The 21,579-nt window shown below is 71.5% G+C and carries 21 protein-coding genes and 1 pseudogene; 12 read left to right on the top strand and 10 right to left on the bottom strand.

What is annotated here, in order from left to right; translation table 11 throughout:
- Positions 1–35 precede the first annotated feature (35 nt).
- Together ACFUJR_RS05355 and ACFUJR_RS05350 are read right to left on the bottom strand one after the other, a co-directional pair.
- Entirely contained in the window at positions 36–686 is a 651-nt protein-coding gene (locus ACFUJR_RS05355; RefSeq protein ID WP_383163264.1) for a DUF4328 domain-containing protein, read from the bottom strand.
- 94 nt (positions 687–780) lie between these two features.
- On the bottom strand, positions 781–2,403 hold the full coding sequence (locus tag ACFUJR_RS05350; RefSeq protein ID WP_383163266.1) for a glycoside hydrolase family 20 protein: 1,623 nt from the start codon (positions 2,401–2,403) through the stop codon (positions 781–783).
- 335 nt (positions 2,404–2,738) lie between these two features.
- Between ACFUJR_RS05350 and ACFUJR_RS05345 the strand changes: the two genes are divergently transcribed.
- The 7 genes from ACFUJR_RS05345 to ACFUJR_RS05315 all read left to right on the top strand — a co-directional run bounded on the left by ACFUJR_RS05345 (position 2,739) and on the right by ACFUJR_RS05315 (position 8,040).
- Positions 2,739–3,422 carry a 2-oxo-4-hydroxy-4-carboxy-5-ureidoimidazoline decarboxylase gene (locus tag ACFUJR_RS05345; protein ID WP_383163268.1) on the top strand — a complete coding sequence of 228 codons (684 nt, stop codon included), beginning with the start codon at positions 2,739–2,741 and terminating at the stop codon, positions 3,420–3,422.
- 172 nt (positions 3,423–3,594) lie between these two features.
- On the top strand, positions 3,595–3,975 hold the full coding sequence (gene sdhC, locus ACFUJR_RS05340) for a succinate dehydrogenase, cytochrome b556 subunit (RefSeq protein WP_352191932.1): 381 nt from the start codon (positions 3,595–3,597) through the stop codon (positions 3,973–3,975).
- 8 nt (positions 3,976–3,983) lie between these two features.
- The gene (locus ACFUJR_RS05335; protein WP_260229269.1) at positions 3,984–4,457 is read left to right on the top strand and encodes a succinate dehydrogenase hydrophobic membrane anchor subunit; all 474 of its coding nucleotides are present in this window, start codon (positions 3,984–3,986) and stop codon (positions 4,455–4,457) included.
- 25 nt (positions 4,458–4,482) lie between these two features.
- A complete protein-coding gene (sdhA, locus tag ACFUJR_RS05330) occupies positions 4,483–6,237 on the top strand; it encodes a succinate dehydrogenase flavoprotein subunit (protein ID WP_383163270.1) in 1,755 nt (584 codons plus the stop codon).
- Positions 6,237–6,995 (top strand): succinate dehydrogenase iron-sulfur subunit, encoded by a 759-nt coding sequence (locus ACFUJR_RS05325; protein WP_331907562.1) that lies wholly within the window; start codon positions 6,237–6,239, stop codon positions 6,993–6,995. The genes sdhA and ACFUJR_RS05325 overlap by 1 nt, the downstream gene beginning before the upstream one ends.
- A gap of 113 nt (positions 6,996–7,108) precedes the next feature.
- Positions 7,109–7,651, top strand: a complete 543-nt coding sequence (locus ACFUJR_RS05320) for a hypothetical protein (RefSeq protein ID WP_383163272.1) — start codon at positions 7,109–7,111, stop codon at positions 7,649–7,651.
- Between the two features lie 182 nt (positions 7,652–7,833).
- A complete protein-coding gene (locus ACFUJR_RS05315) occupies positions 7,834–8,040 on the top strand; it encodes a hypothetical protein (RefSeq protein ID WP_383450231.1) in 207 nt (68 codons plus the stop codon).
- On the opposite strand, the gene ACFUJR_RS05310 is transcribed toward ACFUJR_RS05315, so the two are convergent.
- Positions 8,027–8,560 (bottom strand): MarR family winged helix-turn-helix transcriptional regulator, encoded by a 534-nt coding sequence (locus ACFUJR_RS05310; protein WP_383163274.1) that lies wholly within the window; start codon positions 8,558–8,560, stop codon positions 8,027–8,029. The two genes, ACFUJR_RS05315 and ACFUJR_RS05310, sit on opposite strands and share 14 nt — an antisense overlap.
- A gap of 441 nt (positions 8,561–9,001) precedes the next feature.
- Between ACFUJR_RS05310 and ACFUJR_RS05305 the strand changes: the two genes are divergently transcribed.
- Positions 9,002–11,473: a DUF4132 domain-containing protein gene (locus ACFUJR_RS05305; protein ID WP_383163276.1), complete on the top strand. Its 2,472-nt coding sequence runs from the start codon at positions 9,002–9,004 to the stop codon at positions 11,471–11,473.
- Here the strand turns inward: ACFUJR_RS05305 and ACFUJR_RS05300 are convergent.
- On the bottom strand, positions 11,445–12,230 hold the full coding sequence (locus tag ACFUJR_RS05300; RefSeq protein ID WP_383163317.1) for an alpha/beta fold hydrolase: 786 nt from the start codon (positions 12,228–12,230) through the stop codon (positions 11,445–11,447). The two genes, ACFUJR_RS05305 and ACFUJR_RS05300, sit on opposite strands and share 29 nt — an antisense overlap.
- Positions 12,231–12,386: 156 nt before the next feature.
- On the opposite strand from ACFUJR_RS05300, the gene ACFUJR_RS05295 reads away from it, so the two are divergent.
- From ACFUJR_RS05295 to ACFUJR_RS05285, 3 genes are read left to right on the top strand one after another with little or no spacing between them, the layout of a single operon-like run.
- Complete coding sequence (locus ACFUJR_RS05295) at positions 12,387–12,818, top strand: hypothetical protein (RefSeq protein ID WP_383163278.1); 432 nt, start codon at positions 12,387–12,389, stop codon at positions 12,816–12,818.
- 10 nt (positions 12,819–12,828) lie between these two features.
- Positions 12,829–13,251, top strand: coding sequence for a thiol-disulfide oxidoreductase DCC family protein (locus ACFUJR_RS05290; RefSeq protein ID WP_383163280.1), 423 nt, complete (start codon positions 12,829–12,831; stop codon positions 13,249–13,251).
- Positions 13,252–13,280: 29 nt separating this feature from the next.
- Complete coding sequence (locus ACFUJR_RS05285) at positions 13,281–14,054, top strand: TetR/AcrR family transcriptional regulator (protein WP_383163319.1); 774 nt, start codon at positions 13,281–13,283, stop codon at positions 14,052–14,054.
- Between the two features lie 63 nt (positions 14,055–14,117).
- On the opposite strand, the gene ACFUJR_RS05280 is transcribed toward ACFUJR_RS05285, so the two are convergent.
- The 3 genes from ACFUJR_RS05280 to ACFUJR_RS05270 all read right to left on the bottom strand — a co-directional run bounded on the left by ACFUJR_RS05280 (position 14,118) and on the right by ACFUJR_RS05270 (position 17,505).
- Positions 14,118–15,674 (bottom strand): ABC transporter substrate-binding protein, encoded by a 1,557-nt coding sequence (locus ACFUJR_RS05280; RefSeq protein ID WP_383163281.1) that lies wholly within the window; start codon positions 15,672–15,674, stop codon positions 14,118–14,120.
- Positions 15,675–15,921: 247 nt separating this feature from the next.
- A complete protein-coding gene (locus ACFUJR_RS05275; RefSeq protein WP_383163282.1) occupies positions 15,922–17,247 on the bottom strand; it encodes a metallophosphoesterase in 1,326 nt (441 codons plus the stop codon).
- 12 nt (positions 17,248–17,259) lie between these two features.
- On the bottom strand, positions 17,260–17,505 hold the full coding sequence (locus ACFUJR_RS05270; protein WP_383163284.1) for an SCO4848 family membrane protein: 246 nt from the start codon (positions 17,503–17,505) through the stop codon (positions 17,260–17,262).
- Here ACFUJR_RS05270 and ACFUJR_RS05265 point away from each other — a divergent pair.
- Positions 17,444–18,484: pseudogene (locus tag ACFUJR_RS05265) on the top strand (D-alanyl-D-alanine carboxypeptidase); the annotation flags it as partial. The gene ACFUJR_RS05270 and the pseudogene ACFUJR_RS05265 overlap by 62 nt on opposite strands.
- 346 nt (positions 18,485–18,830) lie before the next feature.
- Here ACFUJR_RS05265 and ACFUJR_RS05260 read toward each other — a convergent pair.
- From ACFUJR_RS05260 to ACFUJR_RS05250, 3 genes are read right to left on the bottom strand one after another with little or no spacing between them, the layout of a single operon-like run.
- Complete coding sequence (locus ACFUJR_RS05260; RefSeq protein ID WP_383163286.1) at positions 18,831–19,907, bottom strand: YhjD/YihY/BrkB family envelope integrity protein; 1,077 nt, start codon at positions 19,905–19,907, stop codon at positions 18,831–18,833.
- Positions 19,908–19,959: 52 nt separating this feature from the next.
- Complete coding sequence (locus ACFUJR_RS05255; RefSeq protein WP_383163287.1) at positions 19,960–20,928, bottom strand: decaprenyl-phosphate phosphoribosyltransferase; 969 nt, start codon at positions 20,926–20,928, stop codon at positions 19,960–19,962.
- Positions 20,921–21,274, bottom strand: coding sequence for a hypothetical protein (locus ACFUJR_RS05250; RefSeq protein ID WP_383450229.1), 354 nt, complete (start codon positions 21,272–21,274; stop codon positions 20,921–20,923). The genes ACFUJR_RS05255 and ACFUJR_RS05250 overlap by 8 nt, the downstream gene beginning before the upstream one ends.
- Positions 21,275–21,579: the final 305 nt, after the last annotated feature.

The following is a 21,579-nucleotide window of genomic DNA, read 5'->3' as shown; positions in this document are numbered from 1 at the left end:
GTACTTCCCTTACTGCGCCACTTGGCGCGATTACGTCACTGCGCGGCCGGAATCATGCCAGTGGCCTTGTGGTGCTGCATAGAGGTCAAACGCCGGACAAACAGGATCGCGAGAACGGCGGCGACGATGTCCACGACGGCCGCGCCCATGAGGAACCCCGCCCCCGCCGCGAACTCCTCGACCGTGTCCGCGTCGTCGTACACCGCTTCCGCGAAGGAGCCGACCAGGTTCGTCAGGATCCAGAAGGTCCACCACCAGTTGAGCAGGGCCAGGGACTCGTCCCTGCTCACGCCGTCGCCGTACGCGCCCCGGCGGCTCGCCCGCCACGTGCCGGCCGCGACGGTCCGCGGCCACCACAGGTTGGCGACCGGGACGAACCACGCGCCGATGGCCCAGCCCGGACCGCCCCGGTGCCCGTCCGGCGCGAAGACCCCGGCGTTCTTGCGGACCCGGAAGAACCAGATGACGAAGACGACGGCGAGCGCCAGCCGGCTCAGCACCTGGAAGACCGACGCGACGTCGAGCGCCAGGTGCGAGAAGCCCGCGGCGTCCGGGTGGTCGTTCACGTCGCCGGTCATCAGCAGCCGTACGTCGAGAGCCGCCGCGAGGAGGGCGACATCGGTCACCGCCGTCGCCGCGAGCAGCGCCACCACGGCGTACGACAGGCCGACGGGATTGCGGAGCATGGCGGGTGGACCCCCAGGGGTGAGCGGCACCCCTCCCCGAGGCACCGGGGCGGCCCGGGCGGCCACCGCGCTGGGGGAGCGTACTCCCACCCGCTCAGCGCACGTTCGCGGCCAGCGCCCCGAACTGCTCCCAGCTCATCGTCGGCGTCCGCGCGTCCCACAGCTTCTGCGCCGTCGCCGTCAGCGGCATCCGGATCCCCTCCGCCACCTGCGCCTGCGTCTGCGACTGCGACAGGTCGCACCAGACCGCGAACCGGCCGCCCAGGATCTGGGCGTCGTACCGCGCGGGTACGGGGGTCGTGCCGCGCAGCACCCGCGGGGTCCACTGCTCGTAGATGCGGCGGCCCGTGGGGTACGTGAACTGGTTCGGCTCGCCGAGGACGTAGTACAGGAACTCGTCGTTCAGGTTCACGACCTTGCGGCCCTCGGCCAGGTACTCGGCCGGCGGCCGGGCGCCGATCTCCTTGCCGGTCCAGTACTCGACCTCGATGTCCTTGTCGGCCTGGACGACCCCGCCCCGGAAGAAGCCGTCGTTCCAGGCCTTCGCCACCTTGCCGGTGGAGCGGACCACGGCCGCCCGGTCGTTCAGCCAGCCCTCCGCCAGGTCCTGGACGCCCGCCTGGGGGCCGTACTTCTGGCGCGCCGCCGTGGCCAGCTGCGGGTAGGAGGCCGCCGGGTCGCGGACGGTCAGCGCCTGGTACTCGTCGGCGCCGACGTGGAACCAGCCGCCCGGGAACAGCCCGGCGTACTCGCGCAGCAGCTCGTCCACGAGCCGCGCCGAGGCGGGCTTGGAGATGTCGATGGCGCCCTGGCGCGGGACTCCCTGGACGTTGCGGAGCTGGAGGTCCGGGTAGGCGCGCAGCACGGCGCCGAGGTGTCCGGGCGAGTCGACCTCGGGCACGACGGTGATGTGCAGGGTCTGCGCGAGGGCGAGGATCCGGCGCACCTCGGCCTTGGTGAGGTGCTGGGCCGAGACGATCTCGGGGTGGGTGTCCGATTCGATCCGGAACCCCTGGTCGTCGGAGAAGTGCAGACCGAACTGGTTGAGCTTGAGGTCCGCCATCTCCCGTAGCCGGGCCTCGATCCACTCGGCGGTGAAGAACTTGCGGGCGATGTCGAGGTTCAGACCGCGCTGGGGTTTGGCGGGCGCGTCGGTGACGGTGCCCTCGGGCATCGCGCCCGAGCCGTTCACCGACTGCTTGAGGGTGCGGGTCCCGTAGAAGACCCCGGCCTGGTCGGGGCCGGTGATCCTGACCCGGTCGTCGCGGGTGGTGAGCGTGTACGACTCGGGGGCGCCCTTGCCGCCGAGGGCCAGCTCGACATCGCCCGCGCGGGCGGCGGCGGCCCCCCGGTACGCGATCTTGAGCTCCCCCGCGAGCAGCCGGCCCTCGTCGGCGAGGCCCTCGCTGCCCTCGGCGACGACGACACCGGCCTGGGGCGTGGGGCGCCAGCCGGGGCCCCTGGCCGCCTCGTGCGAGCGGACGGCGGGGACCGTGCGAGGCGCGGAGGAGAGGGGGTACGTCCGGGTGGGCGTGGGGCTGGGCGGCGGCGTGCTCGCCGGGGCGCTGGTGACCGGCGACGGCGTACCGGCGCCGGAGGTGGGTCCCCCGGGGCCGGAGGACGCGCCGTCGGAGCAGGAGGTCACGGTGGCCAGTGCCACCGCGGCCGCGAGGAGGGTGGGGCCCGCGTGGGGCCTTCGTATGGCGTACCGCATCATTCGGAATCCTCCCTCAGGCGGTCACGTGCGGCCATTCGGGGCAGGATGCCGACCCCGGAACGTCACGGACACGTTCCGAAACTCTCCCTTCCGGGTGAAATTCGTGCATCGGTCGGACAGTTCCCGCACCTCCTCGATAACGTTGCGTCACACCCACCCCACCTTTCCCGGAGTCCACGCTGACCAGCGACACCCGCGCCCCGTCCCGGAACCGGAACCCGGGCGCCGCAGCGAAGCCCGGGACACCCGCCGCGACGCCCGCGACGCCCGCGGATCCGCCGCACCCCGCGTGCCTCGCGATACCTGCCCAGCAGGGCGACCCCCGGCACCTCGCCGTGCGCGTCCCGGCGGCGACGCCCGCCACCCCCCGCGCCCCCGCCGCCCTCGCACCGCCCGCCACGCCCGGCCGTCCCGCCACGCCCGACGGCCCCGCCACGCCCGACGGTCTCGCGTGCTTCAACGCGGTACCGGCCGAGGTCGCCGAGGAGCTGCTCCTCTCCTGTTGCCACAGCCCCCGTTGGGCCGAACGGGTGACCGCGCACCGTCCGTACCCGACGCTCGACGCACTGCTCGCCGCAGCCGACGAGGCCGGTTACGACCTGTCGGTGGCCGAGCGCCAGAAGGCGCTGGCCGCCGAGTCCTCCGCCGCGCCCCATCCCGACGCCCCGCCCGCCGCGCACACGGCGCTGCGGGCCGCCCACGCCGCGTACGAGAGCCGGTTCGGGCACGCCTTCGTGATCAGCCTCGACGGCGTACGGCCCGGTGAGCGCCTCGACCAGGTACTCGCCGGCATCCGGTCCCGGCTCGCCAACGAGCCGGAGGAGGAGCGGGTGGTCGCCGCCGACGAGCTGCGCCGGCTGGCCCGCGCCCGCCTCACCCACCACATCGGCGTGACGCTCGCTCCGGGCGCCGGCCTCGCTCCCGGCGCGGCGCCCTCCCCCGGCGCGGCGCTCGCTCCCGGCGCGGCGCCCTCCCCCGGCGCGGCGCCCTCCCCCGTACAGGCGTCCGGAATGCGGTGATTCGGGCGCCGACGATAGCCCGTCCGTGCCTGTTTGATCACACCGATGGACCCCGCGCGAGCGAACCGACAAGTCGTCGCTACGATGACCGGGGCCGGTGGACCGTACCCGGCCGGGTCAGACCGACAGAGAAGCCGGCCGACCCTGATCCCCGCTCCCGGAGGGTTTTTCCGTGCCGGCTGGAACGCTGTACCGCGGCCGGGAAGGAATGTGGAGCTGGGTGGCTCATCGAGTCACCGGCGTCCTCATCTTCTTCTTCCTGTTCGTACACGTGCTGGACACCGCTCTCGTCCGCGTCTCTCCCGAGGCGTACGACGACGTGGTCGCCACGTACAAGACGCCGATCGTCGCACTCCTCGAGTACGGCCTGGTCGCCGCCATCCTCTTCCACGCGCTGAACGGCCTGCGGGTCATCGCCGTGGACTTCTGGTCCAAGGGCCCGCGCTACCAGAAGCAGATGCTCTGGACCGTCGTGGGCATCTGGGTCGTGCTGATGGCGGGCTCCATCTACCCCGTCCTCGGCCACGCCGCACGTGAACTGTTCGGGAGCTGACGCCAGACATGTCTGCTGACACCACTTCCGCGATCGGTCCCGTCGAGGGCGCCTCCTACGACGTGGACAACCCGGCCCCGTACATCGAGGCCCCCCGCAAGCGCACCGGCAAGACGCCGCGGGCTACGCGAGGCAACTTCGAGATGGCCGCGTGGCTCTTCATGCGCCTCTCGGGCATCGTCCTCGTCGTCCTGGTCCTCGGCCACCTGCTGATCCAGCTCTTCCTCGACGGCGGCGTCTCCAAGATCGGCTTCGCCTTCGTGGCCGGCCGCTGGGCCTCCCCGTTCTGGCAGGTCTGGGACCTGCTGATGCTCTGGCTCGCCATGCTGCACGGCGCCAACGGCCTCCGTACGGTCATCAACGACTACGCGGAGCGGGCCAACACGCGCCTGTGGCTCAAGGGCCTGCTGTACACCGCCACGGTGTTCACCATCCTTCTGGGCACGCTGGTGATCTTCACCTTCGACCCGAACATCCGCTAGGCACGGGGCTGAGGTAATCCACGTCATGAAGATCCACAAGTACGACACCGTCATCGTCGGCGCCGGCGGCGCCGGCATGCGCGCCGCCATCGAGGCGACGAAGCGCAGCCGCACCGCCGTCCTCACGAAGCTCTACCCCACCCGCTCCCACACGGGCGCCGCGCAGGGCGGCATGGCCGCCGCGCTCGCCAACGTGGAGGAGGACAACTGGGAGTGGCACACCTTCGACACGGTCAAGGGCGGTGACTACCTGGTCGACCAGGACGCCGCCGAGATCCTGGCGAAGGAGGCCATCGACGCCGTCCTCGACCTGGAGAAGATGGGCCTGCCGTTCAACCGGACCCCGAACGGCACCATCGACCAGCGCCGCTTCGGCGGCCACTCCCGCAACCACGGCGAGGCCCCGGTCCGCCGGTCCTGCTACGCCGCGGACCGCACCGGTCACATGATCCTCCAGACGCTGTACCAGAACTGCGTCAAGGAGGGCGTGGAGTTCTTCAACGAGTTCTACGTCCTGGACCAGCTGATCACCGAGGTCGACGGCGTCAAGAAGTCCGCCGGCGTGGTCGCCTACGAGCTGGCCACCGGTGAGATCCACATCTTCCAGGCCAAGGCCGTGATCTACGCCTCCGGCGGCACGGGCAAGTTCTTCAAGGTGACCTCCAACGCGCACACCCTGACGGGTGACGGCCAGGCGGCCTGCTACCGCCGCGGTCTGCCGCTGGAGGACATGGAGTTCTTCCAGTTCCACCCGACGGGCATCTGGCGCATGGGCATCCTCCTGACGGAGGGCGCCCGTGGTGAGGGCGGCATCCTCCGCAACAAGGACGGCGAGCGCTTCATGGAGAAGTACGCGCCGGTCATGAAGGACCTCGCGTCCCGTGACGTCGTCTCGCGCTCCATCTACACGGAGATCCGCGAGGGCCGCGGCTGCGGTCCCGAGGGCGACCACGTCTACCTCGACCTGACGCACCTTCCGCCGGAGCAGCTCGACGCCAAGCTCCCGGACATCACCGAGTTCGCCCGTACGTACCTCGGCATCGAGCCGTACACGGACCCGATCCCGATCCAGCCCACCGCGCACTACGCCATGGGCGGCATCCCGACCAACGTCGAGGGTGAGGTCCTGGCGGACAACACCACCGTCGTCCCGGGCCTGTACGCGGCCGGCGAGGTCGCCTGCGTGTCGGTGCACGGCGCCAACCGCCTCGGCACCAACTCGCTGCTGGACATCAACGTCTTCGGCAAGCGCTCCGGCATCGCCGCCGCCGAGTACTCCGCCAAGCACGACTTCGTCGAGCTGCCGGAGAACCCGGAGGCCCTCGTCGTCGCGCAGATCGACAAGCTGCGGAACTCCACCGGCAGCGAGCGGGTGGCCGACATCCGCCGTGAGCTCCAGGAGACGATGGACGCCAACGTGATGGTGTTCCGTACGGAGCAGACCATCAAGACGGCCGTCGAGAAGATCGCCGAGCTGCGCGAGCGCTACGAGAACGTGTCCATCCAGGACAAGGGCAAGCGCTTCAACACGGACCTCCTCGAGGCGATCGAGCTGGGCAACCTGCTCGAACTGGCCGAGGTCATGGCCGTCTCGGCCCTGGCGCGCAAGGAGTCCCGCGGCGGTCACTACCGCGAGGACTACCCCAACCGCGACGACGTCAACTTCATGCGCCACACCATGGCGTACCGCGAGGTCGGCGACGACGGCTCCGAGACCGTCCGTCTCGACTACAAGCCGGTCGTCCAGACCCGCTACCAGCCGATGGAGCGTAAGTACTGATGGCTACCCCCGTACTGGACAAGGTCGAGGCGGAGTCCGCCGCCTCCCCGTACATCACGGTCACGATGCGGATCCGCCGCTTCAACCCCGAGGTGTCGGACGCGTCGGTCTGGGAGGACTTCCAGATCGAGATCGACCCGAAGGAGCGTGTGCTCGACGCCCTCCACAAGATCAAGTGGGACGTCGACGGCACGCTGACCTTCCGCCGCTCGTGCGCGCACGGCATCTGCGGCTCGGACGCGATGCGGATCAACGGCAAGAACAGGCTCGCCTGCAAGACGCTGATCAAGGACATCAACCCCGAGAAGCCGATCACCGTAGAGGCCATCAAGGGCCTCACGGTGATGAAGGACCTCGTGGTCGACATGGAGCCCTTTTTCCAGGCGTACCGGGACGTCATGCCGTTCCTGGTCACCAAGGGCAACGAGCCGACGCGTGAGCGTCTGCAGTCGGCCGAGGACCGCGAGCGCTTCGACGACACCACGAAGTGCATCCTGTGCGCCGCGTGCACGTCGTCCTGCCCGGTCTTCTGGAACGATGGGCAGTACTTCGGCCCGGCCGCGATCGTCAACGCGCACCGTTTCATCTTCGATTCGCGTGACGAGGCGGGCGAGCAGCGCCTGGAGATCCTGAACGACAAGGACGGCGTGTGGCGTTGCCGCACGACGTTCAACTGCACGGACGCCTGCCCGCGTGGCATCGAGGTCACGAAGGCGATCCAGGAAGTGAAGCGCGCGCTGATCACGCGTCGCTTCTGACCGTCGCCACGGCCGGAGGCCCGTTTCTGTACGCTGCGGCGTGCAGGAACGGGCCTTCGGGTTTTCCATGTCCGAACCATGTGTCCGAAACACTTCGGGGAGAGCGGGGATTGATGAGCGAGCCGAACCCTTACGCGGACGGTGAGTACAAGTGGGGACCCGACCAGCCGGGGACGCCCGCCTACGGATATCCACAGGGGACGCCGGGCTACGGGTACCCGCCGGCGGCGCCCGGGCCTTCGTACGAGCCGACCCTGGCAGCGGGCCTGCCGGTGCCGCCGCAGCATCCACCGATGGTTCAGGGCGGTGGCGGGGCACCGCTGTTGAGCCTCGGCGACATCACCGTCGTCGGGGACCAGATCATCACGCCGGCCGGTGCGATGCCGCTCAAGGGCGCCGTGTGGAACGCGATGGACATGTCGCGGACGGAGGAGAAGCTGCCCACGGTCGCGATCGTGCTGGCCGTCGTCTTCTTCATCTTCTGCCTCCTGGGCCTGCTGTTCCTGCTGATGAAGGAGAAACAGACGACCGGCTTCATCCAGATCACGGTGACCAGCGGCGGTCGGCACCACTCCACGATGATCCCCGCGACGGGTCCCGACACCTTCCACTGGGTGATGAACCAGGTCAACTTCGCCCGCTCGCTGAGTGTCTGAGCGGTTCAGAGGCTGGGCGCCGGCGTGATCCGCTCAGGAGTTCGCGTCAGCGGTTCGCGTCAGCGGTTCGCGTGAGGGGTGTGCGTCAGGGGCGTGCGTCAGGGGCGTGCCCGGGTCGGGCCGGGGTCCTGCCAGGGGCTTCCCCGATGGTCCGGGGGCTCCGGGGGCGGGAGCCTTGATCCATGACGAACTCAGCGATCAGCAGGGCAGATCGGCCGGCGGCGGTCGCGGCCGGGGCCGCACTCGTGGGCAGGACCGGGGCAGGCTCGCCGGCCGCCGCCGCACCGGCGGGCGGCGGTACGCGCGCCGGTGCCTGGGCGGGGCCTTCGGTGTCCGCACCCGCCTCCTGGCGGCACGCGGGCACGGCCGGATCGATCAGGGCGCCCTGAGCCCGTCCGGCTCCTCGGCGACGATCATGATCCGGCGGAGCATGTCGTTGAGCAGGGACCGCTCCTTCTCGTCGAGGACGCCGAGCAGCCGCTCCTCCTCGTGACCGAGGACGTCCATCGCGCCGATCCAGGTCTCCCGGCCGGAGTCGGTGAGCTGCACGACGACCCGGCGGCGGTCGGTGGTGGACTGCGTACGGCGGACGAAGCCCCGCTTCTCCAGGGCGTCGAGGCGGCCGGTGACCGAAGCGGGGGCGAGGTCGAGGTCCTGGGCCAGTTCGGAGGGTGCCGCGGTGCCGCCGCGGCCGGCGAGCTTGTGGAGCGTGTCGAACTCGTGGCGTTCCAGCTCGAAGTCGACGAGGGACTGCTCGCGGACCCGCCGCAGATGGACGGAGAGCTTCTTCATCCGGGTCACGGCCCCCTCCACCACCGGGTCGAGACCAGGCAGGACGGGCCGCCAGCGGGTCACGTGCTCGTCGGTCCAGTCCCGCGGTGGGGGCCCTGTGGGCTCGCTCGGCTCCATAAACCGATCGTACGTCGCCTTCCATGATTCTTCGCAAACGAATATTTCGTTGACGAACCATTTGACACCGAACCACCTTCCCCGCCATGCCCCCGCCCCTTCCGGCACGGTCACCCTGCCCACACCCGCTCCTGGCCCCCATCCCCTGTGCGCCCGCCCCTTCCGCATCCTCTTCACCGGCCGCGCCCTCTCGCTTCTCGGCGACGCCGCCATCCCCGCCGCCCTGGCCGTCGCCGTCCGGGAGGCCACCGGATCGCGATGGTCCCCAAGCTGCTCCTGCTGCCCATCGGCGGAGTCGTCGGCAACCGCTGAGGGCCGGAGTGTCGCTGACAGCCCAGCAGGGCGTCAGTCAGTGGGAGAGCCACGACCACCGGAACCCGAGTATCAGCATCAATGTCGGTGGGGTGGCCTACCTTCGTACGCATGGTGGGGACCACGAGCATGAAGAGCGGACTGTACGCGGCACTGGAGACGGGCCGGGTCCGGGAGTTCCTGGACGGACTGGACGCGGCGTCGCGGCGGGAGAGCGCGCTGCTGCTCCACGGGGCGATGTGCCGGCGTACCGATCCGGCCGTGGCGAGCGCGCTCGACCGGCTCGCCGGGCAGGAGCTCGGCTGGTCGACGGCGGAGTCCGACATCCTGCTCGCGCGACTGATGGGGAACGACGCCGCCGTCGCCCCCCACGAACTGCGGGACAGGTTCTGGGCGCTCGCCCCCATCGCGCTGTCGGCCGCCGAGCAGGCCGAGGAGTTCGACCGGCCCCGGGTGCGGGCGCTGCGCCGGACCGCGGAGAACCTCCGTGTCCACCAGAGCGACGAGTTCGCGGGGATACGCGACCGGATCGACGCGCTGCTGCGCCGCGAGACGCCGGTCTCCGAGGGCCGGCTGCCCCGGCATCTGCTGGACGCCCACGACGACTACGGCCCCGCGATGCGGGCCGCGCACGGGGAACTGCTCGCGGGCCGGGGCGTGACGGCCTTCCTCGCGCACTGCGCGAGCATGGACAAGGTCAGGGCCACGAGGACCTGGCGCAGGAAGGCCTCGGCGCTGCTTGCGGAGACGGATTCCGGCACGGAACTGGTGCGGCGGCTGCTGGAGGGGATCGCCGCCCGGCCCGAACACGAGGTGACCGACCTCAACCCGTGGGGCATGAGGGGCTGGGGTCTCGCGGGCGACGGCAACACGTGTCTCGTCCGGGGGCTGTTGTGGGCGTCCCTCGACCTGGACGCGAGATGGAGCGTCCCGCTGACCGGCGCCGTCGCACTGCACGCGGGCACGGGGATCGGCGGGTCGGGCGGCGAGTGCCGCAGCCAGCCGCTGGCCACCACCGCTGTCGCCGTTCTGGGAGAGTGCGGAGGACCGGACGGCGAGCAGGCCGTCCAGTGGCTCGGACGGGTCAGGGGGAAGGTCCGCAACCGGACAGTGCTCAAGGCGGCCGCCAAGGCCCTGGAAGCGGTCTCGGGGCGGGCCGGGCTCACGCCGTCGATGCTGCGCGAGCGCGGCACCCCGGCGCACGGGCTCGACGGGCGGGGGATGCGGGAGGAGACGCTCGGGGAGTACACGGCGGTGCTCTCCGTGCAGGAGCCCGGCGTGGCCTCGCTGTCGTTCCGGGGCCCCCAGGGCCAGGTGCTCAAGTCGGCGCCGAAGGCGGTCCGTGAGGCGCACGGTGAGCGACTGGCGCCGCTCCGCACCGCGTTGAAGGAGCTCCGGACCCTGCTCGCCGTGGAGCGGGCCCGGCTGGAGGAGCATCTGGCGGCGGGGACGACGTGGCCCGCGGGGGACTGGGAGCGGTACTACATCGACCACCCGGTGACCGGCTGCGCCGCCCGCACACTGCTGTGGGAGGTCGCCCCGGAGGCCGTGGGCCGCTGGACGGCGGGGGTTCCCGAGCGGACCGGCGGCGGCTGGGCGCTGGCCGGCGCGGACGGCACGGCGACCCCGGTCACCCCCGGGTCCCGGCTGCGGCTGTGGCATCCGATCCGGGCCGAGGCCGAGGAAGTGACCGAGTGGCGGGCGGAGCTGACGGAGCGGGAGCTGCGCCAGCCGTTCAAGCAGGTCTTCCGCGAGGTGTACCCCCTCACCCCGGAGGAGGTGGCGACCGGTGCGTACTCCAACCGGTTCGCCGGGCACATCCTGCGCTACGGCCGGGCACGCGCCCTCATGTCCGAGCGCGGCTGGACCGGTGACCACCTGGGGTACTTCGGGGAGGGCGGCTCCTCCGAGATGGTGCGGGAGCTGCCGCGCCGGGGTGATCTGCCGGTCGGCGAGGGGATGTTCTGGCGGGCCCGGTTCTTCGTCGAGCCGGTCGACGCGGGCAGCTCCCCCGACGGGGTCGCCGTGCTCTGCTCCACCGACCAGGTCCGCTTCGAGCGCCGCGTGGCCTCGGCCGGGGCGCGGGGCGTCTGGGAGCGGGTCGCACCGGCCGACGTACCGTCCCTCGTGCTGTCCGAGGCACTGCGGGACGTCGACCTGTTCGTGGCGGTGGCGTCCATCGGCGCGGACCCGGAGTGGCGGGACCGCGGCGAGGAGCGGGCGTACGACGGGTACTGGGAGAGCCGGTCCTTCGGCGAGCTGACCGCCCCGGCCCGGATCCGCCGGGAGACGCTGGCGCGGCTGCTGCCGCGCACCGGGATCGCGGACCGTACGGAACTGACGGACCGCTTCCTGCGGGTCCGGGGCGAGTTGCGCGCGTACCGGATCCATCTGGGCTCGGGCAACGTCCTGATGGAGCCGGAGGACGACCCGCTGTCCCTCGGGCCGGACCGCTCGCCGCAGGGCCCGGAGAAGGTCTTCCTGCCGTTCGAGGAGGACGGCGGGATGCTGTCGGTGATCCTCTCGAAGGCGTTCCTGCTCGCCGCCGACGCCGGGATCACCGACCGCACGATCAGCTCGCGGATACGCCGGGGGCTGTGACCTCCGCCAGGAAGCCGACGAGGAGCTCGCTCGTCTCCTCGGGGCGCTCCAGGGCGGGAAGGTGGGCGGCCCACTCCAGTTCGACGTGACGCGCGCCGGGCAGCAGCGTCGCGAGGCGGGCCGACATCGCCCGGAAGTCGGGCAGGTCGTGGGCCCCGGAGACGACGAGGCACGGCAGGTCGGTCTCGGCCAGCTCCGCCGACGTCACACCGGCGTCGACGGGGCCGACCTCGTCGGAAGCGGCGAGCTGCACGTCGAAGGCGCGCCGCTGCATCACCCGTACACGCTCGCGCGCCTCGTCGTCGGCCTCCGGGCCGAGCCAGGTGTCGACGTTGAGCGCGACCGCCCCGTCCACGTCGCCCGCTTCGAGCAGCTCGTCCTCGCGCCGGCCCCAGGCGCGCAGTTCGTCGCTCGGGTTGTAGTCGGGTATGCCGGAGCAGAGCAGCGCGAGCGCGGAGACGCGCCCGGAGTGGCGGACGGCGGTCTCCAGGGCGACCTCGCCGCCGAAGGAGGAGCCGACGAGCGCGGCCCGTTCGACGCGGAGGGCGTCGAGGAGTGCGACGACGTCGTCGCAGTGGGTGTGCGGGCGGTCGATCGGAGTGTCGCCGAAGCCGCGGAGGTCGCAGCGGACCACGCGGTGACCGGCGGCGGCCAGCGCCGCGAACTGCGCGTCCCACATCCTCCGATCGCAGACGCCGGAGTGGAGCAGGACAACAGCGGAAGGGCCTTCACCGGCCACGTCATAGGAAAGCATCAGGCGTCACCTTAGGTGCCGGGCTCCCCGATCACCTACGGATTTCCCGGCCCCTCCCCCGGCCCCCCGCCCGCCGGTCGCCCCTCACTTGAACATGTTCAAACGACGGTCTAGAGTCATGACCGCCAGCTTTTGAACGCGTTCAAGGGAGGGTGGGGCATGGACCTCACTGTCGTCGCGTACATCGTCTACCTGCTCATCAGCGTGGCCCTGACCGTCTGGGTCGCCCGCACGTTGAGCCGTAACGGAAGGATCTTCCTGGCAGACGTCCTGCACGGGAACGAGAAGCTCGCCGAGGCCGTCAACCACCTCCTGGTGGTCGGCTTCTACCTCGTCAACTTCGGCTTCGTCGCGCTCTACCTCAGTCAGGACGAGGCCGTCGCCGACGCCCGGGGGCTCTTCGAGGCCCTGTCCGTCAAGCTCGGCGTGGTCCTCCTCGTCCTCGGTGTGATGCACCTGGGCAACGTCTACGTCCTCAACAAGATCCGCCGCCGGGGCGTGATGGAGCGCGAGCAGGTTCCGCCGGTGCCGCCGCAGGGCTGGACCGGCCCCGCAGGGGGCCCCTGGGCCCCGCCCGTCGCCGGAGCGTGAGGAGAGACGGATGAGCCGGCCGCCCGTGACACCCGTACACCGCCTCACCGTGCTGTACGACGCCGACTGCTCGCTCTGCGTCCATCTGCGTCACTGGCTGCTGCGGCAACGCCAACTCGTCCCGCTCGACCTCGTCCCGGCCGCCTCGCAGGAGGCCAGGCGCCGCTTCCCCGGGCTCGACCACGAGTCCACCCTCAGGGAGATCACCGTGATCGGGGACCGGGGGCAGGTCTACCGCGCCGCCTCCGCGTGGATCGTCTGCCTCTGGGCCCTGGCCGAGCACCGGCCCAGGGCCCACTGGCTGGCCACACCCGCCGGACAGCCCTTCGCCCGGGCGACCGTCCTGGCCGCCGCCAAGTGGCGCGAGGCGACCAGGGGCGGCGGACCGGCGTGCGAGGACGGGCGCTGCGAAGTGCCCGGCACGCCCGGCTAGGCTCGGGCACTGTGAAGGACGTGAAGGAAGTGCAGCCCGCCGAGCCCGAGCGGACCGGAGCCGACGCCGGGGCCAAGGCCCCGGCCAAGGCGGCCAAGAGCGAACAGACCCGCACGCTCATTCTCGAAACCGCGCTCCGGCTCTTCAAGGAGCGCGGTTACGACAAGACGACCATGCGGGCCATCGCCCAGGAGGCCGGGGTCTCCGTCGGCAACGCGTACTACTACTTCGCCTCCAAGGAACACCTGGTCCAGGGTTTCTACGACCGGATCGCCGAGGAGCACCAGGCCGCCGTCGCGGACATCCTCGACGGCGGCGAGAAGGACCTCACGGCCCGCATCCGCGGGGTCCTCCTCGGCTGGCTCGACATCGCCGAGCCGTACCACGAGTTCGCGGCCCAGTTCTTCAAGAACGCGGCCGACCCGGACAGCCCGCTCAGCCCCTTCTCCCCCGAGTCGGAGGGCCCGCGCGAGGCCGCGATCGAGGTCCATCGCAGGGTCATCTCCGGGGCCGACGTCAAGGTCGACCCCGAACTGGCCGAGCCGCTGCCCCAGTTGCTCTGGCTCCAGCAGATGGGGCTGGTGCTGTTCTGGGTGTACGACCGCTCCGAGGGCTGCGCCAACAGCCGCCGCCTCGTCGAGCGCCTCGCACCCGTCACCGCCCGGGCGATCTCGCTCTCGCGCTTCCGGCTGCTGCGCCCCCTGGTCCGCGAGACCCATGACCTCCTCGCCGACTTCATGCCGACGGCGGCCGGGATGGCGGCCTCGGGCAAACCCAAGCGAGCGAAGCCGTCGAAGGGCTGACGGACCGGTGCCGGCGGCTCAGGCCCCGAGGGACCGAACCGCCGGCACCTGAGCCCATGCCCGTCAGATCCAGCTGAGCTCCCAGAGGCGCCAGATGCCGGTGCCGTCGGTCAGGTACTGCGAGCCGGCGACCTCGGTGGTCGCCAGGACGTAGTCCTTCTTCTGCCAGAGCGGGATCAGCGGGACGTCCTTGGCGACCTCGGCCTGGATGTCCTCGAAGTCGTTGGCAGCCGCCGCCCGGTCGCTGTACTGCTGCGTCGCCGAGATCAGCGAGTCGATCTTCTTGCTGCCGAAGCCGCTGTGCATCGCGTTGTCCGTGCCGACCAGCGGGGCGGTGAAGCTGTCGGAGTCGGGGAAGTCGGGGAGCCAGCCGACGGGGTAGGCGTCGTAGTCGCCCTTCACGTACCCCTGCTGGAACTCCTTCCACTCCGCCTCGACCAGATCCACCTCGAACAGGCCGCTCGCCTCCAGCTGCCGCTTCAGCTCGGCCGCCTCGGCGCCGTACGTGGCGTCCTTGCGGTAGCCGAGGGTGAAGCTCACCGGCGTCTCGACGTCCGCGTCCTCCAGCAGGCTCTTCGCCTTCTTCTTGGACGGCTCGGGATACGTGTCGAAGAACGAGGTGCTGTGGCCGTTGAAGCCCTGCGGAATGAGGGAGTACAGGGGCTCGACCGTGCCGTGGTAGGCGCCGGTGACGATCGCCGGACGGTCGATCACCGCGGCGACGGCCTGCCGGACCGCCTTCTCCGCCATCGGCGAGCCGGGCTTCACGTTGAAGTAGAGATTGCGGATCTCGGCCGTCTGCGCCTCGGTGATCCGGGCGGTGTCCTTGCCGTCCTTCACCGTCGAGAGGAACTCCGGCGGCATCTGCCGGTGCGCGATGTCGACCTGCTTGCTCTCCCAGGCGTCGGCGAGCTGCTCGGACTCCGTGAAGTACTTCACGACGACCGTTCCGCCGCGCTTCTCCACCGCGCCCCGGTAGTTCGGGTTCGGCTCCAGGCGCGCGCTCTCGCCGGGCTTGTACTCCTTGAGGACGTACGGCCCCGTGCCCTGGACCGTGGTGCCCTCGCGCAGCCGCGTGGCCGGGTACTGGTCACGGTCGACGATCGAACCGGCACCCGTGGCGAGCTTCAGGGGGAAGGTCGCGTCCCGGCCCGTCAGGTGGAAGGTGACCTTCTGGCCGTCGGCCACGACGTTCTTCAGGGTCGCGAAGAGCGGCGCCGGACCGACGTCCGCCTTGATGTTCAGCATGCGCTCGAAGGAGTACTTGACGTCCTCGCCCGTCACCTTGCGGCCGCCGGCGAAGGTCAGGCCGTCCCGGAGCTCGCACTCGTACGTCATGAGCCGGGTGCCGACGAACTTGCAGTTCTCGGCGGCGTCGGGGACCGGCGTGACGAACCCGGGCTTGAAGGAGAGCAGCGACTGGTAGACGTTGCTGTACATCGCCCACGAGCCTGCGTCGTACGCTCCGGCCGGGTCGAGCGAGGTGACCTCGTCCGTGGTGCCGACCGTGATCGGGTCGGTCCGGACGTCGTCGGAAGGCAGCAGTTGCCAGCCTCCCACCCCCGCGGCCACCAGAACTCCACAAGTGATGAGGATCCGCAGACGGACCTTCGACCGCATTGCCGTGCTTCCTTTTTTCGAGCCCACCCCTGGCGCGGCGGCACCGAGCCATGCCGCGATGGCGTCACCCAATCACACGGATTTCACAAGTGGAAGAGTAAACCTTCACAGTGCAGGTATATGTCCGCGATGAGCGACTTCGGGGGACTCAACGGCATGTATCGACCCCAGTGCGATGAGTGACCCATTCCGCTACACCATCCCGCTATGCCGGACATAGCCTTCTATGCCTGCCGGGAGGCCTGTTTCATGCCTGCAGGGAGGCCAGCTCCACGATGGTGATGTCGGAGGGCGCGCCGACGCGGACCGGAGGGCCCCAGGCGCCCGCACCGCGCGAGACGTAGAGCTGGGTGTCGCCGTACCGCTCCAGACCGGCGACGGTCGGGTTGGCGAGCTCGGCGAGGTAGTTGCCGGGCCAGAGCTGACCGCCGTGGGTGTGGCCGGAGAGCTGGAGGTCGACGCCGTGGCGTACGGCGTCGTGGATGACGACCGGCTGGTGCGCGAGGAGCACGGCGGCCCTGGCGCGGTCGCGGTCACCGAGGGCGGCGGCGAAGTCCGGGCCCTGGCCCTCGCTCTCGCCGGCGATGTCGTCGACCCCCGCGAGGTCGAATCCGGCCGCGATCTCCTGGCGTGCGTTGCGCAGCGGCCGCAGGCCGAGTTCGCGGACATGGTCGACCCATGCGTCGGCGCCGGAGAAGTACTCGTGGTTGCCGGTCACGAAGAAGGAGCCGTGCCGGGCCCTGAGCTGCGCGAGGGGCTCGGCGGCGGGGCCGAGGTTCTCGACGCTGCCGTCGACGAGGTCGCCGACGACGGCGATCAGGTCGGGCTGGGCGCGGTTGACGGCGTCCACGATGCGCTGCGTGTGGGCGCGGCCCAGGACCGGCCCGATGTGGACGTCGGAGACGACGGCGATGCGGTACCCGTGCGCGGCCCGCGGCACCTTGGCCAGCGGTACGGTCACCCGCTTGACGCGCGGCCCGCGCAGCACGCCGTACGTGCCGTGGCCGACGGTCCCCACGGCGGCGGCAGCGGCGGCCCCGCCGACGACACGCGAGACGAAGAGCCGCCGCGAGACGGCGGTGGAATCGGCGACGCCCGCGGCCTCGCCGCTCTCGGCGGAGGCGGGGGACTCGTCGCTCTCGGCAGGAGCGGCGGGGGCGGCGGGGGCCGTGGCGGCGGGAGCGGAGGGCGGGACCGTGGCGGGGGTGGGGGCGGGAGCCTGCGCGGGGGCCGGAGAAGGGCTCGGGGCGGCCGCCCGGCGCTCAAGGGCACGCCGCAGCAACGGGCGTACGGCCTCCCCGACCACCAGGGCGAGGGTCAGGTACAGCAGAACGGCCAGCCACAGGTAGCCGGGCCAGGCCACGACCTGCTGGAGCCAGAAGGGGGCGCCGGCCCGTGCGGAGACCAGGGCGGAGATCGACAGCGCGGGCAGCACGAACGCCGCCACGGTCCCCAGCCGCCGCGCCACGCTCCCCCGCGCGGTGACATCGCGCACCAGGCGCTGCCACACGTACCTGTGAACCGCCGCCAGGAGGCCGAGGATCACGACGAACACGAGCAGAAAGACGAGCACGCGCCCCAACCCCTATCCGTGCTCGCGTCGCAACGCGCGCACTCCACGCAACCCGATCGCGCCGACCACCGTCCCCAGAGCAAAGGACGTGAGGGCGAGCAGCAGATGAACCCAGAAGTAGGCCGTCGGTTCGCCCGCGTCGTCGAAGGCGAGACCGCTCCCGTCGTTCCACAGGTTCTTGACGAAAGTGACCCAGATGAACCAGCTCCACACCCCGAAGGCGAGCAGGAACCAGGAGACGGGACGGCTGAGCTTCATACCCTCAGTATCACCACCCGCCCCGGGCACCTCGTCTCCGGGGCGTCCTGGGCACCCGAGTGGTGGTGTCCGGGCGAACCGCCCGGCGGGGTTCGGATCGTTGGGCCGTGCCTGTACGTTTTCGATCGTGTCTGCTTCGAAGAAGACCGCTTGGGCGGTCATTGCTGCTGCGCTGCTTCCGCTCCTCACCGCCGCTCCCGCCCACGCGGACACCGCGGACAACAAGGAGGAGAAGCAGCCCAAGCCGCCCGCCAAGATGTCGTCGGTCGGCGGGTCGCTGCTCGGTGTGCCCGGTACGCAGGTGCGGCTCGGGCCCGGAGCGCCGGTACTGCCCATGGAGCTGAGCGCGCGGTCGTGGATCGTCGCGGACGCGGAGACGGGTCATGTGCTCGCCTCGCACAACGCCCACTGGCCCCTCGCCCCGGCCTCCACGCTCAAGATGCTCTTCGCGGACACGGTGCTGCCCAAGTTCCCCCGGACGACGACGCACACCGTCACGCCCCAGGACCTGGCCGGCCTCGGCGCGGGATCGAGCCTCGTCGGGATCAAGGAGAAGCAGACCTACACCGTCCACGATCTCTGGCTCGGTGTCTTCCTTCGCTCGGGCAACGACGCCGTGCGCGTGCTCTCCTCGATGAACAACGGCATCGCGAAGACCGTGCAGGACATGAACGACCGCGCCGACGAGCTCCAGGCCCTCGACACCCATGTGGTGTCGCCGGACGGCTACGACGCCCCGGGCCAGGTCTCGTCCGCGTACGACCTGACGCTGATCGCGCGCAGCGGCATGCAGAACGCGGACTTCCGGGAGTACGCCGCGACCGCCCGCGCCGCCTTCCCGGGTGAGGAGAAGCCGGGGAAGAAGCGCGAGACCTTCGAGATCCAGAACACGAACCGGCTGCTGACCGGCGACCTGGGCGTCGCGCCGTACCAGGGCATCGCCGGCGTCAAGAACGGCAACACCACGCATGCCGGCTCCACCTTCACCGGCGTTGCGGAGCGTAATGGCAAAGTCCTGCTCGTGACGGTGCTGAACCCGTCGTCCAAGGAGCAGCACGCGGTCTACAAGGAGACCGCCCGGCTCCTCGACTGGGGCTTCGCCGCGGCCGGCAAGGTACAGCCGGTGGGCGAGCTGGTCCCGCCGAAGTCCGCCGTGACGAACCCGGGAACCGAGAGCGACGGCTCGTCCCCGGCGCCCGGCAAGAACGCCCCGGACTCGGACACCGCGCAGCAGGCCGCCGCCGGGGGGAGGGTCGGTGGCGTCGGGACCGCGCTCGCGATCGTCGGCGGCCTGCTGGTGCTGCTCGCGGGCGCCGTCTTCCTCGTCAACCGTCGCTGGCCGCTGCCGGAGCTGGTCCGCCGCCGCCCTCGGACCGACGGCGCGGAGGGTCCTGACGCGGTTCAGGGTCCTGACGGCGCGGAGGGTCCTGACGCGGTTCAGGGTCCTGACGGCGCGGAGGGTCCTGACGCGGTTCAGGGTCCTGACGGCTCGAAGGGTCCTGACCCGGCTCAGGGTCCCGGCCCTCGGGAAGCTCCGGGTGGTCCGGATCGGACCGTGACCCCGTAGCCGTCCAGGCGGCGCAGAACAGCAGGAGCTTCGCGGAGAAGTTGATCCAGAGAAGCAGCGCGACCGGCACACCGAACGCGCCGTACATCGACTTCCCCGCGACCTCCCGCATGTAGCCGCCGATCAGCAGTTTCAGCAGCTCGAAGCCGATCGCTCCGATCACCGCCGCCACCACCAGGCGGCGGCGCGGCGGGTGGACGCCGGGGAGCAGCGTCAGCAGGTACAGCAGGATGAGGAAGCCCGCCACGGCGGCGACGGCGACGGAGGCCGCCTGGAGCAGGATCCCGGTGGCCCCTTCGCCGGAGATCCCCACCCGGTCGGCGGACCAGCCGACGGCGGTGGAGCCGAGCCAGGACGCGGCGAGCGAGCAGAGCCCGACCGCTCCGAGCCCGAGCAGGACGAGCGCGTCCTTGCCCTTGCGTACGACGGGATTGCCCTCGTCCTGGTCGTCGATCCCCCACACCGCGCGCAGACAGTCCCGCATCGAGCCGATCCACCCGATGCCCGTGAAGAGCAGCAGGGCGCCGGCGACGAGGCCGATCGTGCCCGCGTTGTCCACGAGCCCGCCGATGTTCAGCTGGTCGGAGATGCCGGGGACCTGGTCGGTGATCTTGTCCTCGATCCTGTCGAGCTGCTCCTGGCTGAGCAGCGCGGCACCGACCGCCGCGGCGACGGCGATCAGGGGGAACAGCGCCAGGAAACTGATGAAGGTGATGGCGGCGGCGAGCCGGGCCCAGTGAGCGGCGTCGAGGGTCTCGTACGAACGCCAGGCGTGCGTCTTCATGAGCCGGGTGACCCAGGGGCCGATGACGGGGAGCTTGCTCAGCCAGTCCATGTCGTACGCGTACCCTTTGATCTCGTGCCGATACGGCGTGCTTCCGGCGACCTCACAGATCCGCGACCGCCACGCCGTACATCGCCGCCCAGACCAGGCCGATGACCGCGAGCGGGCGGTCGCGCAGGACGACGTCCTCGGGGGCGCCGGCGGAGCCGCGGTCGGCGAAGACGGCGTAGCGCAGGACGGCGAGGATGAAGGCGATCATGGAGAGCTGGCGCCAGGGGAGCAGGCTGCCGGTGGCGACACCGCCGCTCTCCAGGGCCCAGAGACAGTAGCCGAGAACGGCGACCCCGGCCGCCAGCTGCCAGACGAAGCGTAGGTATCCGGTCGTGTACCGGGTGAGCAGCGCGCGGGTCGCGCCGTGCGCGTCCTCCATCTGGACGCCCTCGGAGTAGCGTTTGGCGGCGACCACGAAGAGCGCGCCGAAACCGGTGGTGATGAGGAACCAGCGGGAGAGCGGGATCCCGAGCGCGACCCCGCCGGCCATGGCCCGCATCAGGAAGCCGGTGGTGACGACGGCGAGGTCGACGACGAGGACGTGTTTGAGGCGCAGGCAGTACGCGATCTGCATGACGAGGTACGCGATGAGGAGCGCGGCGGTCATGGGGTTGCACAGGACCGCGCTCGCGACGGCGGCCCCCACGCCGAGGAGGGAGCCGGTGGCGTACGCGAGGGGTACGGGGACGAGGCCGGCGGCCACCGGGCGGCGGCACTTCACGGGGTGGGCGCGGTCGGCGGCCGCGTCGCGGGCGTCGTTGACGAGGTAGACGGCGGACGCGGCGGCCGTGAACAGGGCGAAGACCAGGGCGAGTCGGGCGGCCGTGTGCCAGGCGACGAGCTGCCCGGCGGCGACGGGCGCGGCGAGGACGAGCACGTTCTTGACCCACTGCCGGGGCCGCGCGGTCCTGACGAGCCCGGCGCCCACCGCGTACGCCCGCCGGCGTCCGTGCCCGCGCCGGCGGTCTCGTACGGCGACGGGCTGGTCGAGCACGGCGCCGCCGGTGGCGTGCTCAGCCACGGCGTCCACCGGTGAACACGGCGAAGGTGGCCGCGCGGGCCCGGCGAACACGGGCTCCACGCGCGCGTACGGCGGCCCGTGCGGTCGCACGGAGAGCGGCCCCCGCCAGCGCGACGGGCCCCGGCGGCACGGCGGGCACCGGCGACGCGACCGCCCCTGGCAGCACGCCCGGCCCCGGCAGCACGCCCGGCACCAGCGGCATGGCGGGCCCCGGCGGCACGGCGGGCACCGGCAGCACGGCCGGCCCCGGCGGCACGACCGCCCCCGGCAGCACGCCCGGCACCAGCGGCGCGGGGGGCCGCGGCGGTGCGGGGGGTCCCGGCAGCGCGACCGCCCCCGGCAGCACGGCCGGTCCCAGCGGTGCGGGGGGCCGCGGCGGCGGACGTGGCGTGGGAGCTGGGGAAGGAGTGCCGGCCCGCCGTACGGACCAGGGGCTCGTACTCCGCCGTCCCCGGCCGTGGCCGCCGGACCACCCGCTTGACGCCCATGCTCGCCAGGTGCGCGCCCGCGACCAGGACCGTACCGCGCAGCCAGCCGGATCGCCTGTCCCGGTCAAGCCCGGCGCCGACGAGGCCGGCGGCGAGCCAGAGGGCGCCGTGCTCGCCGCCGAAGGACAGCGCGCGGGCGGCCGTGGCCACGGGCGCGCGGCGC

Origin of the sequence: Streptomyces sp. NPDC057271 (assembly GCF_042668715.1) — a bacterium.
Taxonomy (GTDB): domain Bacteria; phylum Actinomycetota; class Actinomycetes; order Streptomycetales; family Streptomycetaceae; genus Streptomyces.
Note: the sequence above shows the minus strand (reverse complement) of the source record. Positions and strands in the feature narration are given on the sequence as shown.